Origin of the sequence: Wenjunlia vitaminophila DSM 41686 (assembly GCF_000380165.1) — a bacterium.
In the GTDB taxonomy this organism is placed as follows: Bacteria; Actinomycetota; Actinomycetes; order Streptomycetales; family Streptomycetaceae; genus Wenjunlia; species Wenjunlia vitaminophila.
In genome coordinates this window covers 117,253-141,543 of record NZ_KB904713.1, presented here as the reverse complement: position 1 = coordinate 141,543, position 24,291 = coordinate 117,253, and the positions used below count along the sequence as shown (strand labels likewise).

Below are 24,291 nucleotides of genomic sequence, written 5' to 3'. Positions count from 1 at the left end.
CCAGTCCGGCGAAATGCGAACGGCACATCTTCGCCCGGACAAAAGAAAGCCTAGGAGCCCCGACCAGCCGACCAAGCCGAAGGCCGCACCTCACGGTGAGTGCCGATGTAGTTTCGGGTTGTTTCGGCATTGACTTGGCAGAAAAGGACCTGGATCTATGGTGCAGCGCGTGGTGGTCAGCCTCTTCGACGACATCGACGGCGGCGAAGCGGCCGAGACCGTCTCCTTCGGCCTCGACGGGAAGACCTACGAGATCGACCTGTCGGCGGCGAACGCGGACAAGCTGCGCGACGCACTCGCCCCCTTTGTCGATGCGGGACGGCGACGCAGCAGGTCAGGCAAGACCTACCGCACCACCTCGGTGGCGCCCGACCCGGCCGCGGTGCGCGCCTGGGCCCGGTCCCACGGGATGGAGGTGCCCCCGCGGGGCCGCATCCCCAAGAAGGTGTACGAGGCGTTCGCCAAGGCGGGCTGAGCCGCGCGGCCAGGTGCGGCCCCAACCAGCGCGTTCGGGGCCGGACTTGGCTGTCGGAGGCCGATTGGACAGCTCCCCCCGGTGATCCGCTATGGTTCTCATACGCGCCGGGGAAACGGGCAGAAGCCCGGAAGAACCGGAGTCCCGCGGGTGTAGCTCAGTAGTAGAGCGCCCCCTTTCCAAGGGGGAGGCGCAGTGTGCGATCCCTGTCACCCGCTCTGATTGCTCCATCGGAACAGACCGGCCCCTGGACGACCTCCCGACATCGGGTACAGTGGTCCGTGTGCCGGACTGCTCGAAAGAGCAGTCGAGCATGGCGCTACGCTGGTTACCTCCAGTGTTCGTGCGGACGTGGCTCAGTTGGTAGAGCATCACCTTGCCAAGGTGAGGGTCGCGGGTTCGAATCCCGTCGTCCGCTCCAATGTGAGAGCAACAAGAAAAGGCCCTGTCGATGACAGGGCCTTTGTCGTGCCGCCATCTTGTCGTGCCGCCGTCTTGTCGTGCCGTTGTGGTGCGGTCGTCTTGTCGTCCAGTCAGTGCCGTGCTGTCCGTACCCGTGCGCCCCCGCCGTGGCGGGCTGGCCGTGTGCCCGCCCGCCACTCGGTCACCAGGTGCCGCGCGCCCCGTGGTTCCGTCCGCGCCCCGCGTTGACCGCCCCGTTCCGACCGGACCGGCCCCGGTGTGTGGCGCCGTCCGCCCGGAGGGCGGGGGCACCAGCCAGGGCTAGCTCCAGGAGCTCCCGGTCAGCCGCTCGTAGGCCTCGACATAGCTGGCCCGGGTGTGTTCCACGACGTGGTCGGGCAGGGCGGGCGGCGGCTGCTCGGAGGCCCGGTCCCAGCCGGACTCGGGCGACGTCAGCCAGTCGCGGACGTACTGCTTGTCGAACGAGGGCTGCTGCCGGCCCGGCTCCCACTGGTCCAGCGCCCAGAAGCGGGAGGAGTCCGGGGTCAGCACCTCGTCGGCGAGCACCAGCTCCTGGGACTGCGAGTCCAGGCCGAACTCGAACTTGGTGTCCGCCAGGATGATGCCCCGGTCCCGGGCCATGTCCCTGCCGCGGCCGTACACCGCGAGGGTGCACTGCCGCAGTTGCGCGGCCCTCTCCGCGCCGACCCGACGGGCGACCTCCTCGTAGGAGACGTTCTCGTCGTGCTCGCCCACCTCGGCCTTGGTCGCCGGAGTGAAGATCGGCGCGGGCAGCTCGGAACCGTTGACCAGGCCCTCGGGCAGGGCCAACCCGCACACCGTGCGGTGCTCCTGGTACTCGACGAGCCCGGAGCCGGTGAGGTAGCCGCGGGCCACGCACTCGACGGGAAGCATCTGCAGCGCCCGGCAGACCATGGTGCGGCCGGCCCACTCGGCGGGCGCGCCCTGAGGTGGCTCGGCGGCCAGGACGTGGTTGGGGACCAGGTCGGCGAGCTGGTCGAACCACCACAGGGAGAGCTGGGTGAGGATCCGCCCCTTGTCGGGGATCTCCGTGGGGAGCACCCAGTCGTACGCGGAGATGCGGTCGGTCGCCACCATCACCAGGTCGCCGGCCTCGTTCTGGTAGAGATCGCGCACTTTGCCGGTGTGCAGGTGCACCAGGCCGGGAACCTGCACAGGTTCGGGCTTCTCGACAAATCCGGACATCAGTCCTCCCCGCTCGTCTCGGCCGCTATTGATTCTCCACTACCTTCCGAGAATGGGCCGCCCCGGGGCGGGGCGGCGCGGTTCTTCGGCCGAAAGGTTTCCCAGGTGACCGGCGTCAGCGCCCCCCGGTCCGGCTCCCCGCGCGGGTCCCTGGCGGGGCCCCTGACCGGGGGCGGACCGGCGAGGGAGGACGGCAGCCGGGGGGGGTGGAGCCGCCGGACGGCTCAGGGGGTGACGATGACCGGCGTCCCGATGGCTGCGAAATCCCACAGTTTCGCACTGTCACTGCGGCGCATCCGCACCCCGCCGGTCTTCTTTCCCGGCACCGGTTTGGGGGAAGATCCGTCCAATGCGGCGGAAAACGCGATCCAGGTGTTCTCCACCGTACTGAAATAGATCACGTGTTCCACCTGGAGGTTATCGGAGCCGGTGGTGTTGGGCAGCAGATACGTCACCCGGTGCAGACCGATCGGAGGATCGAGGGTGCCGGGCCACACCGCGAACGTGCTGAGCGGCTTGCCCCTGGCGTTCACGATCCACACCCGGTCCAGTTTCAGGGAATAGACTATTCGCTTGCCGGTGCCCGAATGCGGGGGTAGCGAAGGGGCCTTGGGCGCGCGGGGCTTGCCCGGCGCGGTGGACGAGCTGTCCGACGACGGCTTGTGCCCCGCCGTGTGGTCACCCGACGTGGCGCCGTTCGCCTGGATCGCCAGAGCGGAGACTGCGGCCAGGGCGGAGACGACGAGACCTGTCACGACGACCCTGGAGGAAACCTGACGGGCCATGGGGCGGCGTTCTCCTCGCTAGTCACTACCGGGCTGGTCACTACCGGCGGGCCCCGGCGCTCCGCGCGGGGGTCACCGACCTGCCCGGGTGGGTACGAATCCGGTGGGTCCTTCAGTTCCGACGCGTCCCGGGCTCCGGGGGTTCCTCGGCCCTGGACGGTCAATGGCTGGTCCTGCATGCAGCGTAGCGCTCAGTCTCCCTTGCAGATCCGATCCAGCAGGTTGGCTGTGGCCCGCTGCACCGTGGACTCGGCCCGTCCCGACCGGTCGAGCGCCGGCGACCAGGCGGACGTCCCCGAGGCGAACACCAGCGCGCCGCTGGGCGCCCGGTACAGCGAGGTCTCCTGGTGGCGGCGCGCACCCCGGGCGTCCCGGTACGGCGAGTGGGTCAACAAGATCCGCTCCCGGTACTCGGGCAGGCTGGTGCGCGGGAAGTAGCGGTCGGCGCAGCCGGCGACCAGCCCGGGCAGCAGGTCGCCCTCCTCGGCCCCGGTGGCCTCCCACAGCCAGTGGCCGGCGTTCCGCACCACCAGCGGCGCCGGCTCGGGAACCGGGCCGGCGTGCTGGATGCCGAGCAGCGCCTGCTCCGGGTCACCGGCCTCGCGACCCGAGCCGCCGCGGTGCCGCCGGCGCCCGCGGCAGGTCAGCAGGCGGTGCGGCTCACCGGACGGGGACGGGTCGAGGTCGGCGTGCCCGGCCAGGGAGCCGGCGGACAGGAAGACCAGCGAGGTGCCCTGGTCCCGGGCCTCCCGCACCGCCGCCCGCATGGGCGCGGTCCAGTACTCGTCGTGGCCGGGGAAGACCAGGCCGCGGTAGTGGGACGCGGCGACACGGCCCGCGTGCAGGTCCCTGGCCTCGGCGTAGGCGAGGTCGTAGCCGTAGCGCTCGGCCCACCGGATGAACCCGTGGGCGTGCCCCGCGAACGGGGGGACGCCCGTCCCGGCGTAGGGCCGGTCGAACGAGACGGTCATCGGGGCGTCCCGGACGCCGGGGGGGAGCTCCTGCTCGGGGTAGGAGTTGTAGGCCTGCCAGGTGATGTCGGGCAGCACCACCAGCAGGTCCGCCACCGGTGGCGACGTGGCCGCGGTGGGCTCCTCCGGGCCCGGCTCGCCCGCCGGGGGCAGGGAGCGCACGGTGAACGGGACGTGACCGCGGGCGCCGTCCACGGTGGTGAGCTGGGCGACGTAGGCGCCGCACCGCCAGGACGGGGGAACGGGCAGTCTCCAGGACCGCCACCAGTGGTGACAGGACACGGTGCGCCCGGCCACCAGCGGCTCCGGTTGCACCATGCCGGGCAGCGTGGGGCTGGCAGTGAGCCGGTGGGCGCCGGCCCCGCCATAGTGGCCCACCCGGTACACGTCCACCCGGAACTCGCGCGGTGGGTCCACGGTGATCCGGAAGTCCACCGCCTCCCCCGGGGCCACCGCACCGTCCGACGCGAAGCCCTCGATCCGTCCCCCGGCCCCCGCCTGCGCCGTCCAGGGGTCCGTCCGTCGCCCCGGAGTCTGCCCGTCACCCACGAACCCGCCCCTTCCGGCTCGCCGATCCACCGGCCCGTTGCCGGTCACGTCCACGTCCACGTCGAGCCACAGCACATCACAATACGCAGCACGCGAGTAACTGAGCGTGTTAGCTCACAGGGGTGGGAACGGACGAGCCGGCGCACGCGCGGCTCAGCCGAGGTGCACCGGCTTCTCCAGGCGCACGCCGGCGTTGGCCAGCCAGGTGCGCAGCGGGGCCGGGTCGCCGCCCTCGACCAACCGGATCACCGGCGAGGCGAAGTCGGCCCTGCGCGCTCCGCCGACGAGCAGCGCCGGCCCGTCCAGCCAGTCGAGGCCCGGCCGGGCCCCGGCGGTGTCCACCGCGGCGCAGCAGACCATGGCGGTCACGTGCTCGATCAGCAGGTCCCGCGCGGTGCGGGCCGGCTGGAGCTGGTAGACGGGCAGGTACACCCCCTGGCCGTCGCCGGGGGTCGGGGCGAGCTGAGCCTGGGGGGCGTCGGGGCCGTGGTCGCAGTCCTCGCGGGACAGGGCGGCCACCAGCCGAGCCGCCAGCGGCTCCCCACCGCCCTGGGCGAGACGGTCGAGGACCCGGGCGACCGTGGCCCCGGCGTCGTCCCGTGGGGCCGGGCCCAGTTCGTCAAGGACCCGGTGCAGCCGGGCGGCGCCGCCCCGCCAGATCCGGTCCACCACCTGCTGGGGGTACTCGTCCCAGCCCACGGGCGACCAGTGCGGCCCGGGGCTCGGCGGGCCGCCGTGGAAGAGCCTGGCCGCGAGCAGGGACACCTCCTGGTCGACCGTCCCGGGGTCTTCCAGCAGGTCGCAGGCGGGGCGCTCACCGAGCCGGCTCTCGTACCCCTCCGCGAGCCGGTCCCGCCTGGACAGCTCGGTGAGGGCGGCGACCACTCCAGCGTTGAGCCTGGACGGCCAGCGCCCGCTGCGCCAGGCGGGCAGCGCCACCCGGGTGAGCAGCCGGTCCCAGCCGGCGTAGGCGAGGCCGACCTGTTCCTGGGCGACGATCCGCAGCCCGTAGTCCACCTGTTGGGCCCGCTCCGACGCCCATGAGGCGACCGCCCGTTCCATCTCCGACGCACGGTCCCGACAGGACCGCAGCAGCACCCTGGCGACGGCGCCGAGCAGGGCGAACGCGGGACGCCGCAACGGCGCGGCCCAGACCGCGCCGGGTACCGCCCCGGGCGGTGGGGACGCGCTGATGGCGACGGCGGCGTCCAGGCCGCGGACGAACCTCCGGGCCGCGGCGACGTCCGGGTCCGCGGACGGGCCGGTGCCGGCGACCACCGGGGCCAGCAGCGCCCGCAGCTCGGCCACCCGCATCCACCACAGGAAGGGCGAGCCGATCACCAGGACCAGGGTCGCCGGCTCCGCGCCGCGGTGCGGCGGCCGCCCTGGCGGGCGCCGGCGGTCCGGGCGGACCTCCAGCCAGCTGTCGCAGTCCGGGGTGAGCGCGACCACCGAGGGAGCCGGGACGTCGAGGCGCTCCGCCAGCTCACGGACCATGCGGTAGAGCTCCGGGGCGGCCCGCTCGTCCACCGGCACGGTGGGACTCTGCGCGGGGCGCGCCCGCACCAGGACCGCGGCCACGCTGCCGGCGAGCACCAGGACCACCAGTGCGGAACCGACCACGGCCCAGCGGAACGCCGTCCAGCCGCCCTGGTCGGAGCCGCCGATCCACCCGGTGGCGCCGCCGACCAGCAGCACCACCGCGAACGCGGCCGGCAGCAGGGCGATCCCCAGTGCCGTGCCGCGGATGCGCAGCACGGCCAGAGCGTGAGCGCGTGCCACCTGCACACCGGCCATGACCCTGGTCACCCCCAACGGACGATGGAGCGGGCCCGGCGGGTGCGCGGTGTCACGCGTCGCACCCGGCCGGCGAAGAGCACGTCCGCGAGCCCTCGGGCGCGCCGTCGTGCACCGTGCGTTCGCCGTTCCATTGCTACGCGACACCGACCGCGCCGTCCACTCCACCGTGCCTCCGGGCACTGACAGTGCGTGGTGGCTCGGTGGCGGTCAGGACGCCCGCGAGATCGTTCCCGGTCCGATAACCACGTCTGGTACGCGGTTTCGGGCACCATAGTTGCGACCCCGTGACGGCGTCACCCCGTTGCCCAGCGCTTCACCCGATGGGGTTGTTCGGCGCGGCAGTTGCTGGCGCTCCCGTTCCCGTGGGGTCACACCGGCGTCGCGGCCTCCAGCGTGGCGGCGGCGGCGATGTCGGTGCGGTGGTGCGAGCCGTCAAGCCGAATCCGGGACAGCGCCCGGTAGGCGCGCTCCCTCGCCTGGGCGACGTCCTTCCCGGTGGCGGTGACGGACAGGACCCGCCCGCCCGCGCTGACCACCCGGCCCGTCTCGTCCCTGCGGGTGCCCGCGTGCAGCACGTAGGCGTGCTCGTCCAGCTCCGCGACCTCCTCGAGCCCGTCGATGGGATCGCCCGTGCGCGGGCTCGCCGGGTAGTTCTTCGCCGCGAGCACCACGGTCACCGCGGCGTCCTGGCTCCAGCGCAGCTCCGGGTACTCGTCCAGGCGTCCGGTGGCCGCGTGGTGCAGCAGGCCCGCCAGCGAGGAGCGCAGCCTGGCCAGCACGACCTGGGTCTCCGGGTCGCCGAAGCGGGCGTTGAACTCGATCACCCGGACCCCGCGGGAGGTGAGGGCGAGGCCGGCGTACAGCACCCCGGCGAACGGGGTGCCGCGGCGCCGCATCTCGTCCACGGTCGGCTGGAGCACCGTGTGGAGCACCTCGTCCACCAGCTTGGGGTCGGCCCAGGGCAACGGGGAGTAGGCGCCCATGCCTCCGGTGTTCGGCCCGGCGTCGCCGTCCGCGGCGCGCTTGAAGTCCTGCGCCGGCCGCAGCGGCAGCACGGTGGTGCCGTCGGTGATGGCGAACAGCGAGACCTCGGGGCCGTCGAGGTACTCCTCGATGACCACCCGGTCGCAGGCGGCGGCGTGTGCCCTGGCCACCGCGACGTCCTCGGTGACCACCACGCCCTTGCCCGCGGCGAGGCCGTCGTCCTTGACCACGTACGGCGGGCCGAAGGCGTCGAGCGCGTGGTCCACCTCCTCGGCGGTGACGCACACGTGGGCACGCGCGGTCGGCACCCCCGCGGCGGCCATCACGTCCTTGGCGAACGCCTTGGAGCCCTCGATCCTGGCCGCCTCCCGGCTCGGGCCGAAGCAGGCGATGCCGCGCTCCCGCACCGCGTCGGCGACCCCCGCCACCAGCGGGGCCTCCGGGCCGACCACGACCAGGTCGGCCCCGAGCCGCTCGGCCAGCGCGGCCACCGCGGCACCGTCCATCGCGTCCACCGGGTGCACGGTGGCCGTCTCGGCGATGCCGGCGTTCCCGGGGGCGCAGTGCACGGCGGTGACGCTCGGATCGAGGGACAGGGAGCGGCACAGGGCGTGTTCGCGGGCGCCGCCACCGATGACTAGGACGTTCACGCCGCCCAGCGTAGTGCCTCGCCCGGTAAGGTCACGGATCGCTCGTTCAGGTGACAGTACCTGGGGCTCCGCACCGAAATGAGGGGGTGTGTCGGGGGGAGGTTGGGAAAACAGTTCATCCTGCTCAGCCGTTCGGCGGTAAGAAGGTGACTTTGCAACCCCACCGCAGCGGGAGCAGCCCCACCGACGGGAGTCGATCGGTCTCCCGGGGAAACTGGCCGAGTCACAGGGAGTGCAGGGTGAGCCAGCCGGAGATGCAGCCCGAGGAGGCTCCTCGACCCACGGGTCCACGCCGGGACGAACCGGCCCCCGGGACACCGCGGGACCGACGGGGCTGGCGGGACCGACGGGACTCGTGGGCCCGGAGGTTCCGCAGGGACCGTGCCCCGGGCAACCAGGACCACGGGACCCAGGACCACGGGAACAGGGGTGCCGGGGACCCGGGACGGGCCGAACGGGGCGGCCAGGACCGGCGGCGGAACCCCGGCGACCTGCTGCCGGGGCCGTTCCCCCCGGGCGACTGGCAGGAGCCGGCGCAGCGGCTGGACGGCCTCTACCGCTGGGCGGAGGACCGGGCGCTGAGCACCGCGCGGTGGTACCTGCGGGACCGGGTGTGGAAACGGCGGACGGCCCGGCTGCTGCGGCTGGCCGCGGTGGTGTTCGCGGTGGTGGGCGCCGCGGTGCCGCTGCTGTCCCTGGCGGCCGACCTCGACGGGTACGGGGCGTGGGGCTACGTCGCCCTGCTGGCCGCGGCCGCGTCGGTCGGCGCCGACCGCTACTTCGGGCTGACCTCGGGGTGGATGCGGGACGTGCACACCGCGCAGGCGGTGCAGCGCCGGCTCGAGGCGTTCCAGTTCGAGTGGGCGTCGGAGAGCGTGCGCGAGGTGCTCGGGCCCACCGAGGGCACGGCCAGCGAGGCCGCCGAGCGGTGCCTCGGGGTGCTCCGGCGGTTCTGTGAGGACCTCTCCGAGCTGGTCCGGGCGGAGACGTCGGACTGGATACTGGAGTTCCGTTCCTCGCTGGTGCAGGTGCAGACCCATGCCCCGAGCACGGTGGAGCCCCGCCCGCAGTTCGGCTACGCCACGGCACGCACCCAGCTACCCCCGGTCAACCACCGCCCGAGCATGCCCCGCCAGCGCCCTCCGGAGCCGCCGCGCTGACGGCCACCCGCGCCCCGGCCCGATCACCGGGGCCGGGGCACCAGGACCGGCGGTCCGACCGCCGTCAGGAAAAGACGATCATCGAGCCCTGGCTGAGGCTCCGCGTCGCCGCGGCGTGCAACCCCAGCCACACGTGCCGTTCCCTGGCGAACGGGCCGTCGTCGTGCACCGGCGCGGCCGGCTCGTCCAGGGCGGTGGGAGCCGGAGCCGGCGGGGCCACCGGCGGATGCTGCGGGTCGATGCCGATGGCCGGCGCGACCACCTCCAGCTCCCGGAGCAGCCCGTGCGAGGAACCCAACGGTCCCCCCGAGGCCAGCAGGTCGTCGTCGGCGAGCGGCACCGGGAAGTCCACCGGGACGTAGGCGCCCGCGTGGTCGTAGTGCCACACCAGGTGGGAGCCGGCCGCGGACTGCTCGAACATCTCCAGGAGCTGGGTGTAGTCCCCGCCGAGCGCGTCCACCGGGGTCACGTCGAGACCGGCGAGCCTGAGCAGGTAGGCGCGGCGCAGGAAGTGCAGGGCGTCGTAGTCGAACCCGGCCACCGGGGCCACGTCCCCGGAGAGGCCCGGCATGTAGCTGTACACCGGCACCGGCGGCAGTCCGGCACCGGCCAGCGCCCGGTTGTAGGCGGCGAGGTCGTCGTGGAACGGGTTGTCGGGGCTGTGGCAGAGGACGTCAACCAGCGGGACGAGCCAGAGGTCACAGGCCACGTGCGCTCCTGATGCGGACGGCGGTTGCGGGAGGGGCGGTCGGGCCAGCGTACTGGCCGCGCGGCGCCGACGTCCCGGCCACCGCGCCGGGTCACCCCCGTGCGTGGTCACCCCCGTGCGTGGTCCGGCCCACGGCGGACCTCACTCGCCGGACAGCCGGCGCATCAGCTCCAGCGACCCCGAGTGGTACTCACCGACGATCCGCCGGGCTGACGGCAGGTCACCGGAGTCGATGGCGTCCACCAGCGGGAGGTGCTGGTCCCAGCACAGCCCGGCGGGGTCCGGCTGCCCGCGCAGCAGCGGCACGGTGAACATCCAGCCCTGGACGCGCAGCCGGTCCAGGAAGTCGTTGATCGGCGGGTTCCGGATCAACGTGCCGAGCTCTCGCCAGAAGCGCAGGTCGCACCCGATGAGCACATCGAGCTCGCCGGCCGACGCCGCCCGGGTCGCGGCCTCGGCGCGGCGGCGCACCGAGGAGAGCACCGGCGGGGGCACCCCCTCTTCCCTGCCGTCCCGCGCCCTGCGGAACACGCCCTGCACCACCAGGGCGCGGGCGGCGACCATCTCCTCGTACTCGGCGAGGGTGAACCTGCGGACCTGGAACCCCCGGTGGTGCTCCACCTCGAGCAGGCCCTGCGCCGCGAGGTCCACCAGCGCCTCCCTGACCGGCGTCGCCGACACCTCGTACAGCTCGGCGATCTCCTTCACGGTGAACCGCCCGCCCGCGGGCAGCCGACCGGTCAGCATCTCCTCGCGCAGCGCGTCGGCGACCTGCTGGCGCAGGCTGCTGCGCTGGACCGGCACGGTACGCATCACAGGAACGAGTTGATCTCAATCGTCTCGGTACGGCCCGGGCCGACCCCGATGGCCGAGATCGGCGCCCCGGACATCTCCTCCAGCGCCCGCACGTACGCCTGGGCGTTCTTCGGCAGGTCGGAGAACGACTTGGCGCCGGTGATGTCCTCGTTCCACCCGGGCAGCGTCTCGTAGATCGGCTTGGCGTGGTGGAAGTCGCTCTGGTTGTGGGGGAGTTCCTCCACCCGCTGGCCGTCGACGTCGTACGCCACGCAGACCGGGATCTGCTCCCAACCGGTGAGGACGTCCAGCTTGGTGAGGAAGAAGTCGGTGAGGCCGTTGACCCGGGTCGCGTAGCGGGCGATCACCGCGTCGAACCAGCCGCACCTTCGGTCCCGTCCGGTGGTCACTCCGCGTTCGCCGCCGATGGTCCGCAGCGCGTCGCCGTCCGCGTCCAGGAGTTCGGTGGGGAAGGGCCCCGCGCCGACCCGCGTCGTGTATGCCTTGAGGATGCCGATCACCCGGCTGATCTTGGTCGGGCCGATCCCGGACCCGGTGCACGCGCCACCCGCGGTCGGGTTGGACGAGGTGACGAAGGGGTAGGTGCCGTGGTCCACGTCGAGCAGCGTGCCCTGCCCACCCTCGAGGAGCACCACCTTGCCCTGGTCGAGCGCGTCGTTCAGGATCAGTGTGGTGTCCGCCACGTACTCCCGGATGCGGTCGGCGTACCCCAGGTACTCCCCGACCACCTCGTCCACGCCGATCGCGCGACGGTTGAACAGCTTGACCAGGATCTGGTTCTTGTCATGCAGGGCGGCCTCGACCTTCTGCCGGAGGATCGACTCGTCGAAGAGGTCCTGCACGCGGATGCCCACCCGGTTGATCTTGTCCGCGTAGGACGGTCCGATACCGCGCCCCGTGGTGCCGATGCGGCGCTTGCCGAGGAAGCGTTCGGTGACCTTGTCCAGGGTCTGGTGGTAGGGGGTGATCAGGTGGGCGTTGCCGGAGATGAGCAGCCGCGAGGTGTCCACCCCGCGCTCCTGGAGCCCCCGCAGCTCGGTGAGGAGCACGGCCGGGTCCACCACCACGCCGTTGCCGATGACCGGGACGCAGTTGGGGCTGAGGATTCCGGAGGGGAGCAGGTGCAGGGCGTACTTCTGGTCGCCGACCACCACCGTGTGTCCGGCGTTGTTGCCGCCCTGGTAGCGCACCACGTAGTCGACGGAACCACCGAGCAGGTCGGTGGCCTTTCCCTTGCCCTCGTCACCCCACTGAGCACCGAGCAGCACAAGTGCGGGCACAGGCGTACACCCCTTCCGGGCGGGGCATGTCCAACGGCAGAGAGCCGTCGAACCCGGCCCCGGATAGACGAAGCCCCTGGCGCAACAGCGCAAGGGGCTCTTGCACCGAGAGATTACCTGAGGAAGGACCGACGTGTCGGCTCAGCCACCGTCCGGGAATGCCCTGCTGCTGGTCATCGACCCTGCCGCCCGCCTGACCGACGGCGAATCCGTCCGCGTCGCCAGGGACGTGCTGTCCGCCGGGGCCCAGGTGAAGATGGTGATCCCGAAGTCGCCCGAGGAACTCAACCGGGCGCTGGAGCACCGGGGCAGGCGGCAGCCGGTGGTGGTCGGCGACGACCGGGCGCTGCACCGGGTGGTGCAGATGCTGCACCAGCGGCGGGAACTGCCCGACGCCGCGGTGGCGCACGTCCCGGTGGGGGTGCCCGCCGCGCTGCCGGTGGCCAGGGCCCTGGGGCTGCCGACGGCCGCGGCGCCGGCAGCCCGGGCGGTGCTCGCGGGCGCGGAACGCCGGCTCGACCTGCTGGTGGACGACCGCGGCGGGGTGGTGCTCGGTGGCGTGGAGATCCACAGCGGGGCGGGGCGGGGTGCCACGGCCGAGGGCGGGAACTCCGCGACGGGCACGGCGCGGTGGGCCTCGGTGGGACGCGGCGCCCGGTCGTTCGTCCGTAGCCTGCGGGTGACGCTGCACGGCGGGCACCTGCCCCGGCTGCGGGTGGAGGCCGACGGCATCCTGCTGGCCGACCTGGACCGGCCGGTCCAGCTCATCTCCGTCTCCAACGCCTGCCCGCCCCAGGTGGGGAACGAGGCCGCGCCGCCGGCCGACGGCGGGTCCGGCGATCCCGACGACGGGCTGGTCGAGGTCGTGGTGCGGCAGCCGTCGGCGCAGGCCCCGGTGCGGATGTGCGCACGGGCGGTGACGATCACCGGGCGCGGCTTCAGTTACGCCGCCGACGCCGTGCTCACCGGGCCCGTCCGCACCCGCACCTGGACGGTCCACCCCCGCGCCTGGCGGCTGACCGTGCCCGCTCCGGCCCGGGCGCCGGAATCCGCTGACGGTTGAGGTCGGTTGGTGTCGGCCGGGTCGGTCCGGGTTGGTTGGGTCGGTTGGGTCGGTCCGGGTTGGTTGGGTCGGTCCGGGTCGGTCCGGGTCGGTTGGGTCGGTCCGGGTCGGTTGGGGTCCTCCGCGGCACGGCGGGTACAGAAGGGACGACGGATGCACAGCGCGATCGCGGACGCGGCACGGCTGGCCGAGGCCCGGATCGCCACGCACCAACGACTCGTCTCCGCCCGGCCGTTGCTCTCCCCCCGGGTTGCCGCAGCCCTGCTGTACGTGCCGCGCCACCCCTTCCTGCCCGGGGCGGGGGCGGCCCGGTCGGGGGCGGGCGGCGCGGCCTGGCCGGAGGCAGCCGCCCGGGTCGATCCGCCGCTCGCCGAGGCCGACCTGCTCGACGCCCTCGACGTCCGGCCGGGCCACCGGGTGCTGCACGTCGGCACCGGCTCCGGCTACACCACCGCCCTGCTCGCCTGGCTCACCCGCCCCGCCTCCGTCACCGGAACCGACGTCTGCGCCCAGCGGCTGGCCCGGGCCAGGGAACGGCTCGCCGGGATCGGCTACCGGCCGCTGCTCACCCGGGCCGCACCCACCGAGGGCCACCCGGAACGGGGCCCCTACCACCGGGTGTTGGCGCACCACCCGGTGCCGCGGCTGCCCCGCGCCTGGCTCACCCAGTGCCTCCCCGGCGCCCTGCTCGCCGCCCCGGTGGCCGGGGCGCTGGCCGTGCTCCAGGTCACGGCGGACGGCACCGCCGCCGGACGGCTGCTGCCCTCACCCGCGGAGTCGGTGGGCTCGTTATCCGGTTCCCCGTCGCCGCAGGACCCTCCCGTTCCCACTCCCCCGGCCGGCACCGGGAGCGACGGCTGGCCCGCGATGGTCCGGCGGACCGAGGTCCCCGGCGGGGTGCTCGGGGACCCGGCGTTCGCTTTCTTCGCCCAGCTCCACCTGGGCGGTGCCGCACTGACCGCACACCCCCCGACCGTGGTGGCCCGGGACGGCTCCCGGGCCCGGGTCACCGACCGCACGGTCACCGTCACCGGTCAACGCGACCTGTGGGCCGTGGTGGAACGCGCCCACACCCGCTGGCTCGCCCTGCACCGGCCGCGCCGCGAGTGGTTCGAGATCCACGTCACCGGGCGGCGGCAGTGGATCGGCTACCGGACCCCCGACGGCACGGAACACACCTGGGACCTGCCGGCGGACCCCCGCCCTCGTTGACTCGTTGACTCGTTGACTCGTTGAACGGGGCGGTCCGGGTGGCCCGAGCGGTCCCTGGGCCCGCGGCTCTCCGGCCGAACCCCCGGGGGACCGCCCCCGGAACAAGACGGTGCCCGGTCCCTTACCCGCGAGGTAATCGACGCCCCGGGAGCCGGGCGACATCGTGAGACGTGCCGAACAGCCACGGACGTCCCGTCCTCCAGCACCCAAGGAGTCCCACGCCATGGCCACGATCCAACGGAGTGCCTCACCCCTGGCTCCCCCGAACCAGCACCTCTGGCTACGCCGCGTCCTCGCCCTCGACGCCGTTGTCACCGGCGCCAACGGGCTCGTGTACGCCGCGGCCTCCGGACCAGTGGGGCGGAGGCTGGGGGTGGACGGGGATCTGCTGCTCGGGCTCGGCGTCTTCCTGACGCTGTACGCGGTGGCGGTGGGCTGCCTGGCCGGGCGGTCACGACCGCCGGCGCCCGGCGTGTACGCGGTGGTCGGGGCCAACGTGGTGTGGACCGTCCTGAGCATCGTCGCCCCGCTGTCCTGGTTCGACGACCTCCACACCGCGGGCGCGGTCTGGATTCCCCTCCAGGCAGCCACCGTCGGTGGGTTCGCCCTGCTACAGATCGGTGCCCTGCGCCAGGCCCGTGCCTGAGGTCCGGGACGCACCAACGCGGCGGCTGGCCCTCTCGCCGCGGAGCGGAACCCCCAGCGTGTTCACCGGTGTCGGGTCCCGGACGTGACATTCGCCACTTCGGGTGCCTTTGGTGGCTTTGGCCGACAGCATGCCGTTCCCGGCGTTACGGTCGCCGACCACAGCGGGGCGAATCCGTCACCGGAACACCTGGGGGCACACACATGGACATCAGCGCGCCGGAGCGCAGCACTCCGCTGGACGGAGCGGCGTTCCTGGGGCAGGAGGTCAGGTACGCCCGGGAACGGGCCGGCCTGACCCAGCAGGAACTCGCGGACGAGACCTGCTACGACCGCACCTACGTCAGCAGGGTGGAGGGTGGCAGCCGCCTGGCCTCGGAACGGTTCGCGGCGGCCTGCGACCGGGCCTTCCAGACCTCCGGCTACTTCGCCCGGCTGCGGGGGCGGGTGAGCGAGCAGGGGCATCCGGAGTGGTTCGTCCCCTACCTGCGGCTGGAGCAGGAGGCCGCGGCCATCTGCGACTACTCCAACGCGTTCGTGATGGGCATCGTGCAGACCCCGGCCTACGCGGAGGCCGTCTTCCGGGCGACCCATCCGAGGGAGGACGCGGAGCAGATCAGGGCCCGGGTGGACGCGCGGATGCACCGGCACGACATCCTCGACCGTCCCACCCCGCCCCTGCTGTGGGTGGTGCTGCACGAGGCGACGCTGCGGACGGTGGTGGGTGGGCCGGAGGTGATGCGCGACCAGCTCCGCCGGCTGGTGGCCGAAACCGAGTCGCCCCACGTGACGATTCAGGTCTTTCCGTTCCGCGCGGGTGCACCGGCGTCGCATGTTCCGTTTACTCTGCTCCGGCAGGACGACGGTGCGACCGTCGCGTACTCGGAGACGTTGGTGACAGGTCATGTGACCGACTCGGCGACATCGGTGGTGGACGCCCAAGCCGCGTACGACCGGCTGCGGGCCACGGCCCTGTCCCCTGAGGACTCACTGGCCTTCATTCGTGAGGCATTGGAGGCATACACGCCATGAGCAGCGCTCCGGATCTCTCCCGGGCCAGGTGGGTCAAGTCCAGCCACAGCGGCGGCAACGGCGGGCAGTGCGTGGAGTGGGCACCCGACGTCGCCGCCACCCACGGCACCGTCCCCGTCCGCGACTCCAAGAACCCCACCGGCCCCACCCTCACCTTCACACCCACCGGCTGGAAGGCCTTCGTCTACGCAGTCACCCGCGGCGAGTTCACCACCTGACGGCTCCACATCCGCAACGCAGGGAGACACACCCATGGGCAGCATTCCGGATCTCTCCCGGGCCAGGTGGGTCAAGTCCAGTCACAGCGGCGGCAATGGCGGGCAGTGCGTGGAGTGGGCACCCGAGGTCGCCACCACCCACGGCGTCGTCCCCGTCCGCGACTCCAAGAACCCCACCGGCCCCACCCTCACCTTCACACCCACCGGCTGGAAGGCCTTCGTCTCAGCGATCAGGCGCGGCGAGCTCACCGGCTGACCGGCTCGGTGGACGTCCCTGGCCCGCCCTGACCGGGGGCGGGCCACGGGCGTGTCACGCGTGGGGCGTGCCGGAGGTCGGCGTGCCGGACCAGCGCCGCAGTTCGTCCTCGAGCACCCCGCAGGCCGGCGAGCCGGGGGCGATCAGGGGGAAGTGGCCGGTGGCGTCCAGGGCCACCAGGCGGGGCTCGTCGCCGGCCGCCCTCGCCGCGGCCACGAAGCGCTCGGAGAGCAGCAGCGGCACCGTGTCGTCGTCCCGGCCGTGGACCAGCGTCGTCGGCACCCCCGTGGGCAGCAGCGCCACCGGGTCGGTGTCGGCCAGCCGCCCCGGGTCACCGTCCAGCAGGTCCGCCACGGCGCCGGCCCCAAGCCCGAGGGCGAGGGCGTGGCCGAGGTCGGCGACCGGGGCCAGGGCCACCACGGCGGTGACGTCGGCCGCGGCCCGGGCCGCGGCCCACAGCGCCAGGTGGCCGCCGGCGGAGTGGCCGACCAGCACCTGCGGGGCCGGGGCCGGCAGGTGCCGGGCCACGACCGCGGGTGCGAGGGCCACCGCGCTGGCCACGTCCTGGAACGTCGCCGGCCAGCCGCCGGCGCCGCCCACCCTGCGGTACTCCACCGAGGCCACCGGGAAGCCCCGCCCGGCGAGGTGCGCGGCGAGCGGCGACAGGTGGCGCCGGTCGTAGCGTTCCCGCCAGAACCCTCCGTGCACCAGGGTCACCAGCGGCATCCCGGCCCCGGGGTCCGGCTCGTCGTCCGGGGTGCCGCGGGGGAACCAGAAGTCGATCACCTGGTCGGGGTGCGGGCCGTAGGGCTCGGTGTGGTCCGCGGCCCGCTCCGGCAGGCCGAGCACCCGGTCCTCCTCCGTGGTCGCCCGCTCCCCGGTCACGCCAGGATCTCCGCCAGGATGCGCGCCGCCCGCAGGGCGTCCGCGTAGCGCGTGTACAGCGGGGTGAACCCGAAGCGCAGCACGTCGGGTTCGCGGAAGTCGCCGACCACTCCCCGGCTGATCAGCTCGTCCATCACCTTCCGGGCACCTGCGCAGCGCAACGAGACCTGGCTGCCCCGCTCCTCGTGCCGTGCCGGGGTGACCGACTCGACGACCCCGTCCGGGAGCAGGGTGGTCACGCACCGCAGGAAGAAGTCCGTCAGCGCCAGGCTCTTGGTCCTGACCTGCTCGACGGTGACCCCGTCCCAGGCGTCGAGGGCCGCCTCGAGCGCCAGCAGCGACAGGATTCCGGGTGTGCCCACCCGGCCCCGCACCGCGCCGTCCGCGGCCTCGTACTCGGGCTTCATGGCGAACGGCTCGACGTGCGAGTGCCAGCCCGGAAGCGGTGAGTCGAACTGCGGCTGGTGCTCGGCCCTGACGTAGAGGAACGCCGGGGAACCGGGTCCGCCGTTGAGGTACTTGTAGGTGCAGCCGACGGCGAGGTCCACTCCGTGCCGGTCGAGCTCCACCGGCAGGGCGCCGGCGCTGTGGCACAGGTCCCAGACGGCCAGGGCACCCGCCTGGTGTGCCGCCCGGGTGATCCCGGGGAGGTCGTGCAGCCGGCCGGTGCGGTAGTCGGCGTGGTTGACCAGGACCAGCGCGGTGCGCTCGCCGAGCTCGGCCGGAACGTCCCCGGGCTCGACCCGGCGCAGCCGGCAGCCGGTCATCCGGGCGGCGGACTCGGCGATGTAGCCGTCGGTGGGGAACGTGGAGTCGTCCACCAGCAGCTCGTCCCGCGCCGGGTCCCGTCGCTGGGCGATCCGTGCCGCGGCCACCACGGCCTTGAACAGGTTGACGCTGGTGGAGTCACCCACCACCACCTGTCCCGGGGCCGCGCCGAGCAGTGGGGCTATGCGGTCCCCGACCCGTTCGGGGGCGGTCCACCAGCCGCTTTCGAACCAGGACCGGATGCGCAGCCGGCCCCACTCGTGCTCGATGACCTGGGCGATCCGGTCGGGAACGGCCTTGGGCAGCGCCCCGAGGGAGTTCCCGTCCAGGTAGATGACGTCGTCCTCGACCACGAACCGGTCCCGGGCGAACGCCAGCGGGTCCGCGGCGTCCAGCTCCTTGGCCAGACCGGTCAGCTCCGGGTCACCGGAGGTGTCGTGCCGTTCTTCATCAGACATGACTACGCGCCGTCCAAAGTTCGGGGAAAACGTTCTTCCGTGTGCGCTTCTCCAACCAGGCGACGCCCGCCGATCCCCCGGTGCCGACCTTCGCCCCCATCGCCCGCCGGGTGGCCAGCAGGTGGTCGTTGCGCCAGCGCAGCACCAGCTCGGCGACGTCGGTCAACGCCTCGCCCAGCCGCACCAACTCGTCCTCCTGGGGGCCGGCGTACACCTGTTCCCAGACCCGTTCGACCTGCGGGTCGGGCTGGTACCGCTGGGTGGGGTCGCGTTCCAGCACGTGCTGCGGCACCGGGTACCCACGACGGTGCAGCAGGCGCAGCACCTCGTCGTAGAGGCTCGGCTCGTGCAGCGCCTTCTCCAGCTCCGCGTACTGGCCGGGCACTCCGCGGTGCGGCACCAGCATGGTCGCGGACTTCTCGCCGAGCAGGAACTCCAGCCGCCGGTACATCGCCGACTGGAAGCCGGAGCCCTCGCCCAGCGCGGTCCGGTAGGCGTTGAACTGGGCCGGGGTGAGGTGGTCGATCGGCTTCCAGGAGGCGTTGAGCGCCTTGAGTTCCCAGGTGCTGCGCTTGAGCGCGGCCATCGCCCTGGGCAGGTCGTCGTCCCGCAGCGCCCGCGCCGCGACGGTCCACTCGTGGACGAGCACGGTGAACCACAGCTCCATGACCTGCGAGGTCACCAGGAACACCATCTCACCGGGCTCGTCGCTCAGTGGGTGCTGAAGGCTGGTGATGACCGACGCCCGGACGTAGTCCTCGTACGGCGTGGTGCCCTTGAACTCGAAGTTCGGCTCCAGGTCCGCCTCCGTGGCGGCCTGCTGGGCCGCGGTCTGCGGTGTCACGGACTCGGGTGTCGTCGGGTGTGCGGCCGGCCCCGTGGGTGTGGGTCCGGCTTTGTTCGCCTCGTCCGGGTGGGACATGGCCGCCTCCTCATCAGTGCCCGAGATCGCGGGCCACGCGCAGATCATCCGCGCGGGCGGGCACCGACCGCAAGTGCCGGCGACCGCCGTTGGCCGCCTCGGAGGACGAAAGTGTTCCGACTCCCAGGATGTCACTGGTACGGGGTCTTGCCGCGCGGCACGGCCAGCGGTCGCACCCGCGAGGGTCACGGACCGGGGAGAGCCACGGACCGAGGAGAGCCACGGACCGAGGAGAGCCACGGACCGAGGAGAGCCACGGACCGAGGAGGGGAGGGCCGGCCGGGGTCGGGGACCCCGGCCGGCGGCCGTCGTGGTGGGGCGGCACCGGGGGCACACCGCCGGGCGACCCGCGCCGCGGGCGTCGGGCGGGCCGCCGGCCGGCGGCACCCCGGTTCGGTGGAGCCGGGTGGTGCCCCGGTTCAGGAGAGGGTGTCCGCCGCCGTCTGCGAGCTCTCCCGCAGGAAGGTGGCGCAGCGCTCCGCCTCGTCCTGCTCCCCGATGGCGGCGGCGGCCCTGGCCAGGGCGTGCAGGGCGCGCAGGAAACCACGGTTCGGCTCGTGCTCGAAGGGGACCGGGCCGTGCCCCTTCCAGCCGTTGCGGCGCAGCGCGTCCAGGCCCCGGTGGTAGCCGGTGCGTGCGTACGCGTAGGACTCCACGACCCGGCCGGCCTCGAAGGCGTCGTCGGCGAGTCGGGCCCAGACGAGGGAGGAACTGGGGTGCTTGGCCGCGACATCGGCCGGGGCGACGCCGGAGGCCAGCATCTCGCGGGGCTCGGGCTCGTCGGGCAGCAGCGTTTCCGGCGGTCCGCCGAGCAGGTTCTGGTGAATGCTCATGTGCCCAGTCTGCCGCGAGCGCGCACTGGCCCGGCACGGGAACCGCGTGCCGGGCCAGTCGGTGGGTCCTGCTGCCGCTACTTCAGGGTGGTGCCGGCCGAACGCAGGTCCTGGCAGGCCTGGGTGACCCGGGCGGCCATGCCCGCCTCGGCGGACTTGCCCCAGGCCCGCGGGTCGTAGGTCTTCTTGGAGCCGACCTCGCCATCGACCTTGAGCACGCCGTCGTAGTTCTTGAACATGTGGTCAGCGACCGGTCGGGTGAAGGCGTACTGGGTGTCGGTGTCCAGGTTCATCTTGACCACGCCGTTGTCCAGCGCGGTGGCGATCTCCTCCTTGGTGGAGCCGGAGCCGCCGTGGAAGACGAAGTCGAACGGGCTCTGCCGGCCGTACTTGGCGCCCACCGCCTCCTGGAGCTCCTTGAGCAGCTCGGGGCGGAGCACGACGTTGCCCGGCTTGTACACCCCGTGCACGTTGCCGAACGACGCGGCCAGCAGGTAGCGGCCCTTCTCCCCGAGGCCGACGGCCTCGGCGGTGCGGATGGCGTCCTCGACGGTGGTGTACAGCTCGTCGTTGATCTCGTGCGAGACGCCGTCCTCCTCGCCACCGGTGGGCGTGATCTCCATCTCGAGGATGATCCGTGCCTTGACCGCCTCAGCCAGCAGTTCCTTGGCGATCTCCAGGTTGTCGGAGAGCGTCTCCGCGGAGCCGTCCCACATGTGGGACTGGAACAGCGGCTCCCGGCCCCCGGCCACCCGCTCCTGGGAGATCTTCAGCAGCGGCCGGACGTAGCCGTCCAGCTTCCCCTTGGGGCAGTGGTCGGTGTGCAGGGCGACGTTGACCGGGTACTTGGCCGCCACGATGTGCGCGAACTCGGCGAGCGCCACCGCGCCGGTGACCATGTCCTTCTTGTACTGGCCGCCGAGGAACTCCGCGCCGCCCGTGGAGATCTGGACGATGCCGTCGCTCTCCGCCTCGGCGAATCCGCGCAGCGCGGCGTGCAGCGTCTGCGAGGACGTGACGTTGATGGCGGGGTACGCGAACTTCCCGGCCTTGGCGCGGTCCAACATCTCGTTGTAGAGCTCAGGGGTGGCGATGGGCATCTGGTTCGCTCCTTCGAGGCGTCCTTGTTCTGAGGCGTCCTGCGTGTGGATGGTGTGCGGCTAAGGCGCCGCGGCACCGGCCGACCTCACTGTCCGCGGTCCGGGCGCGCCCCCCATATCTTCCCAGATCGACCACCGCGCTTTCACCACCGGAATCCCGCCGGGTCCGGCGGGGCCGCAGCACCGGTCCCCCACGTCCCCCGACGGCGTCGCCGCCCGGGGGTCCGGGCGCGCAACGGGCCTCCCCCACCTGGCGTTTCACGTGAAACAGCGGGGCCGCGGACCGTGCGGGCGGCTCCCGCGCGACCGGCGGACACCTGCGGTGCGGCAGCGGCCCGCGCGGGGCGGCCACAGCCATGGGGCACGGCCCGGGGGCGACGGTCCTGGGGCGACGGTCCTGGGGCACGGCCCGGGGCGACCGTCCTCAACCGGTGGGCCGGGGGTCAGCCCAGCCCGAGGTCCTCAGCGGAGAACACGTAGCGGTACGGCAGACCCGCCTCGCGCACCGCGGGCTCCGCTCCCCGCTCAACGATCACAGCGACCCCGACCACCTGCGCCCCGGCCTCGGTCAGCGCCTCGACGGCGGTGAGGACGGACCCGCCGGTGGTGGAGGTGTCCTCCACCGCCAGCACCCGGCGGCCGGCCACGTCGGGCCCCTCGATCCGCCGCTGGAGGCCGTGGGCCTTGCCCGCCTTGCGCACCACGAACGCGTCAAGGCGGCGGCCGGCGGGGGCCGCGTGCAGCATCGCGGTGGCGACCGGGTCGGCGCCCAGGGTCAGCCCACCCACGGCGTCGTAGTCCAGATCGTCGGTCAGGTCGAGCATCACCCGGCCCACCAGGGGGGCGGCCTCCCCGTCCAGGGTGATGCGGCGCAGGTCCACGTAGTAGTCGGCCTCCTTCCCCGAGGAAAGAGTGACCCGGCCGTGCACCACGGCCTTTTCCTTGATCTGTGCCAGCAGGTTGTCCCGGTCGTTCACGCTCATGATTCCTGGAGCCTACGCCAGTGCCACGTGGTCGATTCCTCCAGAGGGTCGATGAGGGTGACCAGGCGGGGGGCGGTGTTCAGGCCGTTGGGCGGGCCGGACTGCGGCTCCACGCACAGGGCGTCCTCCGGCTCGTCGTAGATCACCACCCACCGGGCCCCACTGGTCACCCTGAGTTCCAGCGCGCCCGGCCAGGTGAGGGTGACATCGACGCCGTCCGGCATCCCGAAGCAGTCGTCCCACGGGCCGGGGCGGGGCTCGGTGCGCCGGCCGGTGGGCAGGTGGTCGTCCCCGCGTTCCTCCTGCCACGCCGGGGAGAAGTCCAGGCGTGCCGGCTGCCCGTGTCCGCCGAGCCGGCGCAGGAACCACGGGTGCCAACCGACCTGGGCCGGGAACGACTCCGCCGCGGTCTCCACGGCCAGGGTGACGGTCAGGCTGTCCGGCCTGAGGTCGAAGGTCTGGGTGACCCGGCCGGGGTAGGGCCAGGGGTCGGCGAGGTCCGTGTAGAAGGCGGCCGAGGTGGCGCTGGTCGCCTCCCGCACCGGGCGCCAGACGGCCGAGACCCCGGTGCCGTGGATGGCGTGCGGGGCGGCCCCGGGGTCCACCGGAAGCTGGTGGCTCACCTGCCCGTTGCGGAACCGGCCGTGGTCCACCCGCCCCGCCCACGGCACCATCGGGAAGCTGCCGTAGCCGTACTGGGCCGGGGACTCGGTGCGCAGCAGCTCGGTGCCGTCGATCCGCAACGACCCGATCCGGCACCCCTCTCCCGGCAGCACGCTGACCTCGGCACCGCCGGCGGACAGCAGGACCGGGGCGGCGGGGGCGAGACCAGTGGCGGAGGGAGACGCCTGAGCAGGACCGGGCTGGCGTGGGCTGGACAAGCGGCACTCCTCGCTGTGCGACGACCGAGGGCTGGCGGACCGGCCCGTTCCAAGATTAGCGGCGGCGCCGCAGGGCCCTTCCCACCACCACCGCCGAGGCCACCAGGGCCGCCGCCGCGGGACCGGCCCAGCGCAGCGACACGGCGGCGCGTGCCGTCGGGTTGGCGACGGGGGCGTACCGGCCCTGGGGCGGGGCGTGGTCCACCTCTTCGGCGGATCGGCCGATCATGGTGCGCCGGCCGTTGCCACCGAGGGGCTCCTCGACCGGTGCCATCTCCGCTGGCGCCGGCGCGCCGGCGCCCTCGGCCGCGGCCCTTTCGGCCTCTGCCTCGATCACCTCGGCCTCGATGATCTCGGCCTCTGCCTCCAGCGCCTCGGCCTCGAGCGCTTCCACCTCCGCTTCGAGCGCCTCGGCCTCCAGGTCCTCGGCCTCTAGTTCCTCGGCCTCTAGTTCCTCGGCCTGCGACGCCTCCGGATCGATTCCCTCGATGTCCAGGCCCTCGACGTCCAGGCCCTCGGCCCGCAGCGCGTCCGCCTCGTCCTCGGCGTCCAGGGCGTCCGCCTCCGCGTCCAGGGCGTCGGCCTCGGCCTGCAGCGCGCGTGCCTGCAACGCCTCGGCTTCCGAGACCTCAGCTTCCGGGACCTCTGCTCCTGGCACTTCGGTCACGGCTTCCGGCACTTCGGTCGGAACCTCTGCCTGCGGCACGTCGGCCTGTGGGGAGACGTCAGCCGGGGCTTCACCGGCCGCCACCGCGGCGTCGGTGTCCCGGGCCGACGGCCCCGCGGGCCGCTCCCGCGGCAGCAGGTCGTTGAGGAACCTGTCCAGCAGTCGCCTGCCCGCCGCACCGGCTGTCTGGGCGTCCACCTCGGCCAGACGGCCCTGGGCAGTGACGCTCCCGGTCACGTGCAGGACCGTTCCTCCACTGGGGTCCGGCTCGGCAACGATGTCCACCACGGCCTCGGCACCGCCGTTGCCGCGTGCCTCGCGCCCCTGCGCCTCCAGCCGCACCCCATGGGTTCGCGGCTCCACCCGAAGCTCCCCGCGGTAGGTGATGGTCGAGCCGGCGATGCGCAGCCGAAGCCGCCCCGACAGACCGTCACCGCCCGCGTCGCTCTGCGCTCCTGGCACACAGCGACGCACCCGTTCGGCGTCCGCGAGGGCCCGACGCACGTCCTCTACCGGATACGGAACCTTCACCTGGTGCTCCATGGTCGGGGAGCCTACCC

At 73.2% G+C, this 24,291-nt stretch carries 24 protein-coding genes and 2 tRNA genes; 10 read left to right on the top strand and 16 right to left on the bottom strand.

Features of this window, described 5'->3' with window-relative positions; all coding sequences use genetic code 11:
* Positions 1–157: 157 nt before the first annotated feature.
* The 3 genes from A3IG_RS0124630 to A3IG_RS0124620 all read left to right on the top strand — a co-directional run bounded on the left by A3IG_RS0124630 (position 158) and on the right by A3IG_RS0124620 (position 896).
* On the top strand, positions 158–475 hold the full coding sequence (locus A3IG_RS0124630; RefSeq protein ID WP_018386264.1) for a histone-like nucleoid-structuring protein Lsr2: 318 nt from the start codon (positions 158–160) through the stop codon (positions 473–475).
* A gap of 146 nt (positions 476–621) precedes the next feature.
* A tRNA-Gly gene (locus tag A3IG_RS0124625) sits at positions 622–693 on the top strand.
* Between the two features lie 127 nt (positions 694–820).
* Positions 821–896 (top strand) — tRNA-Gly (locus A3IG_RS0124620).
* A 302-nt stretch (positions 897–1,198) separates the two neighbouring features.
* Here the strand turns inward: A3IG_RS0124620 and A3IG_RS0124615 are convergent.
* The 5 genes from A3IG_RS0124615 to purD all read right to left on the bottom strand — a co-directional run bounded on the left by A3IG_RS0124615 (position 1,199) and on the right by purD (position 7,843).
* Positions 1,199–2,104, bottom strand: coding sequence for a phosphoribosylaminoimidazolesuccinocarboxamide synthase (locus A3IG_RS0124615; RefSeq protein WP_026220628.1), 906 nt, complete (start codon positions 2,102–2,104; stop codon positions 1,199–1,201).
* A gap of 224 nt (positions 2,105–2,328) precedes the next feature.
* Complete coding sequence (locus A3IG_RS0124610; protein WP_026220627.1) at positions 2,329–2,889, bottom strand: L,D-transpeptidase; 561 nt, start codon at positions 2,887–2,889, stop codon at positions 2,329–2,331.
* A 191-nt stretch (positions 2,890–3,080) separates the two neighbouring features.
* Entirely contained in the window at positions 3,081–4,484 is a 1,404-nt protein-coding gene (locus A3IG_RS0124605; protein ID WP_018386260.1) for a N,N-dimethylformamidase beta subunit family domain-containing protein, read from the bottom strand.
* A gap of 78 nt (positions 4,485–4,562) precedes the next feature.
* Positions 4,563–6,206, bottom strand: a complete 1,644-nt coding sequence (locus tag A3IG_RS0124600; RefSeq protein WP_018386259.1) for a hypothetical protein — start codon at positions 6,204–6,206, stop codon at positions 4,563–4,565.
* A 371-nt stretch (positions 6,207–6,577) separates the two neighbouring features.
* A complete protein-coding gene (gene purD / locus A3IG_RS0124595) occupies positions 6,578–7,843 on the bottom strand; it encodes a phosphoribosylamine--glycine ligase (RefSeq protein WP_018386258.1) in 1,266 nt (421 codons plus the stop codon).
* A gap of 239 nt (positions 7,844–8,082) precedes the next feature.
* Here purD and A3IG_RS0124590 point away from each other — a divergent pair, with 239 nt between their 5' ends.
* The gene (locus A3IG_RS0124590; RefSeq protein WP_018386257.1) at positions 8,083–9,003 is read left to right on the top strand and encodes an SLATT domain-containing protein; all 921 of its coding nucleotides are present in this window, start codon (positions 8,083–8,085) and stop codon (positions 9,001–9,003) included.
* Positions 9,004–9,067: 64 nt separating this feature from the next.
* Here the strand turns inward: A3IG_RS0124590 and A3IG_RS0124585 are convergent, their stop codons facing one another.
* From A3IG_RS0124585 to A3IG_RS0124575, 3 genes are all read right to left on the bottom strand, one after another.
* The gene (locus A3IG_RS0124585) at positions 9,068–9,712 is read right to left on the bottom strand and encodes a hypothetical protein (protein WP_018386256.1); all 645 of its coding nucleotides are present in this window, start codon (positions 9,710–9,712) and stop codon (positions 9,068–9,070) included.
* Between the two features lie 141 nt (positions 9,713–9,853).
* Positions 9,854–10,525, bottom strand: coding sequence for a GntR family transcriptional regulator (locus A3IG_RS0124580; RefSeq protein ID WP_018386255.1), 672 nt, complete (start codon positions 10,523–10,525; stop codon positions 9,854–9,856).
* Positions 10,525–11,808, bottom strand: coding sequence for an adenylosuccinate synthase (locus tag A3IG_RS0124575; RefSeq protein ID WP_026220625.1), 1,284 nt, complete (start codon positions 11,806–11,808; stop codon positions 10,525–10,527). Before A3IG_RS0124575 ends, A3IG_RS0124580 begins: the two co-directional genes overlap by 1 nt.
* 133 nt (positions 11,809–11,941) lie before the next feature.
* Between A3IG_RS0124575 and A3IG_RS0124570 the strand changes: the two genes are divergently transcribed.
* The 6 genes from A3IG_RS0124570 (at position 11,942) to A3IG_RS0124545 (ending at position 16,234) form a co-directional block, all read left to right on the top strand.
* On the top strand, positions 11,942–12,871 hold the full coding sequence (locus A3IG_RS0124570) for a diacylglycerol kinase family protein (RefSeq protein ID WP_018386253.1): 930 nt from the start codon (positions 11,942–11,944) through the stop codon (positions 12,869–12,871).
* 153 nt (positions 12,872–13,024) lie between these two features.
* On the top strand, positions 13,025–14,083 hold the full coding sequence (locus A3IG_RS32115) for a methyltransferase domain-containing protein (protein ID WP_018386252.1): 1,059 nt from the start codon (positions 13,025–13,027) through the stop codon (positions 14,081–14,083).
* Between the two features lie 223 nt (positions 14,084–14,306).
* Entirely contained in the window at positions 14,307–14,729 is a 423-nt protein-coding gene (locus tag A3IG_RS0124560) for a hypothetical protein (RefSeq protein WP_018386251.1), read from the top strand.
* Between the two features lie 203 nt (positions 14,730–14,932).
* Entirely contained in the window at positions 14,933–15,760 is an 828-nt protein-coding gene (locus A3IG_RS0124555; RefSeq protein WP_018386250.1) for a helix-turn-helix domain-containing protein, read from the top strand.
* Positions 15,757–15,978 (top strand): DUF397 domain-containing protein, encoded by a 222-nt coding sequence (locus tag A3IG_RS0124550; RefSeq protein WP_018386249.1) that lies wholly within the window; start codon positions 15,757–15,759, stop codon positions 15,976–15,978. The genes A3IG_RS0124555 and A3IG_RS0124550 overlap by 4 nt, the downstream gene beginning before the upstream one ends.
* A 34-nt stretch (positions 15,979–16,012) precedes the next feature.
* Positions 16,013–16,234 carry a DUF397 domain-containing protein gene (locus A3IG_RS0124545; RefSeq protein WP_018386248.1) on the top strand — a complete coding sequence of 74 codons (222 nt, stop codon included), beginning with the start codon at positions 16,013–16,015 and terminating at the stop codon, positions 16,232–16,234.
* 54 nt (positions 16,235–16,288) lie between these two features.
* Here the strand turns inward: A3IG_RS0124545 and A3IG_RS31150 are convergent, their stop codons facing one another.
* The 8 genes from A3IG_RS31150 to A3IG_RS35775 form a co-directional block, all read right to left on the bottom strand.
* Positions 16,289–17,119 (bottom strand): alpha/beta hydrolase, encoded by an 831-nt coding sequence (locus tag A3IG_RS31150; protein WP_018386247.1) that lies wholly within the window; start codon positions 17,117–17,119, stop codon positions 16,289–16,291.
* Positions 17,116–18,345: a kynureninase gene (kynU, locus tag A3IG_RS0124535; protein ID WP_018386246.1), complete on the bottom strand. Its 1,230-nt coding sequence runs from the start codon at positions 18,343–18,345 to the stop codon at positions 17,116–17,118. Before kynU ends, A3IG_RS31150 begins: the two co-directional genes overlap by 4 nt.
* The gene (locus A3IG_RS0124530; RefSeq protein ID WP_018386245.1) at positions 18,338–19,267 is read right to left on the bottom strand and encodes a tryptophan 2,3-dioxygenase family protein; all 930 of its coding nucleotides are present in this window, start codon (positions 19,265–19,267) and stop codon (positions 18,338–18,340) included. The genes kynU and A3IG_RS0124530 overlap by 8 nt, the downstream gene beginning before the upstream one ends.
* A 419-nt stretch (positions 19,268–19,686) precedes the next feature.
* The gene (locus tag A3IG_RS0124525) at positions 19,687–20,100 is read right to left on the bottom strand and encodes a DUF3151 domain-containing protein (protein WP_018386244.1); all 414 of its coding nucleotides are present in this window, start codon (positions 20,098–20,100) and stop codon (positions 19,687–19,689) included.
* Positions 20,101–20,177: 77 nt separating this feature from the next.
* Complete coding sequence (fbaA, locus tag A3IG_RS0124520; protein WP_018386243.1) at positions 20,178–21,200, bottom strand: class II fructose-bisphosphate aldolase; 1,023 nt, start codon at positions 21,198–21,200, stop codon at positions 20,178–20,180.
* Positions 21,201–21,643: 443 nt separating this feature from the next.
* A complete protein-coding gene (gene pyrE, locus A3IG_RS0124515) occupies positions 21,644–22,183 on the bottom strand; it encodes an orotate phosphoribosyltransferase (RefSeq protein WP_018386242.1) in 540 nt (179 codons plus the stop codon).
* Positions 22,180–23,064, bottom strand: coding sequence for an aldose epimerase family protein (locus A3IG_RS0124510; protein ID WP_018386241.1), 885 nt, complete (start codon positions 23,062–23,064; stop codon positions 22,180–22,182). Before A3IG_RS0124510 ends, pyrE begins: the two co-directional genes overlap by 4 nt.
* Before the next feature lie 55 nt (positions 23,065–23,119).
* Positions 23,120–24,274: an SRPBCC domain-containing protein gene (locus tag A3IG_RS35775; RefSeq protein WP_026220621.1), complete on the bottom strand. Its 1,155-nt coding sequence runs from the start codon at positions 24,272–24,274 to the stop codon at positions 23,120–23,122.
* Between the last annotated feature and the right edge of the window lie 17 nt (positions 24,275–24,291).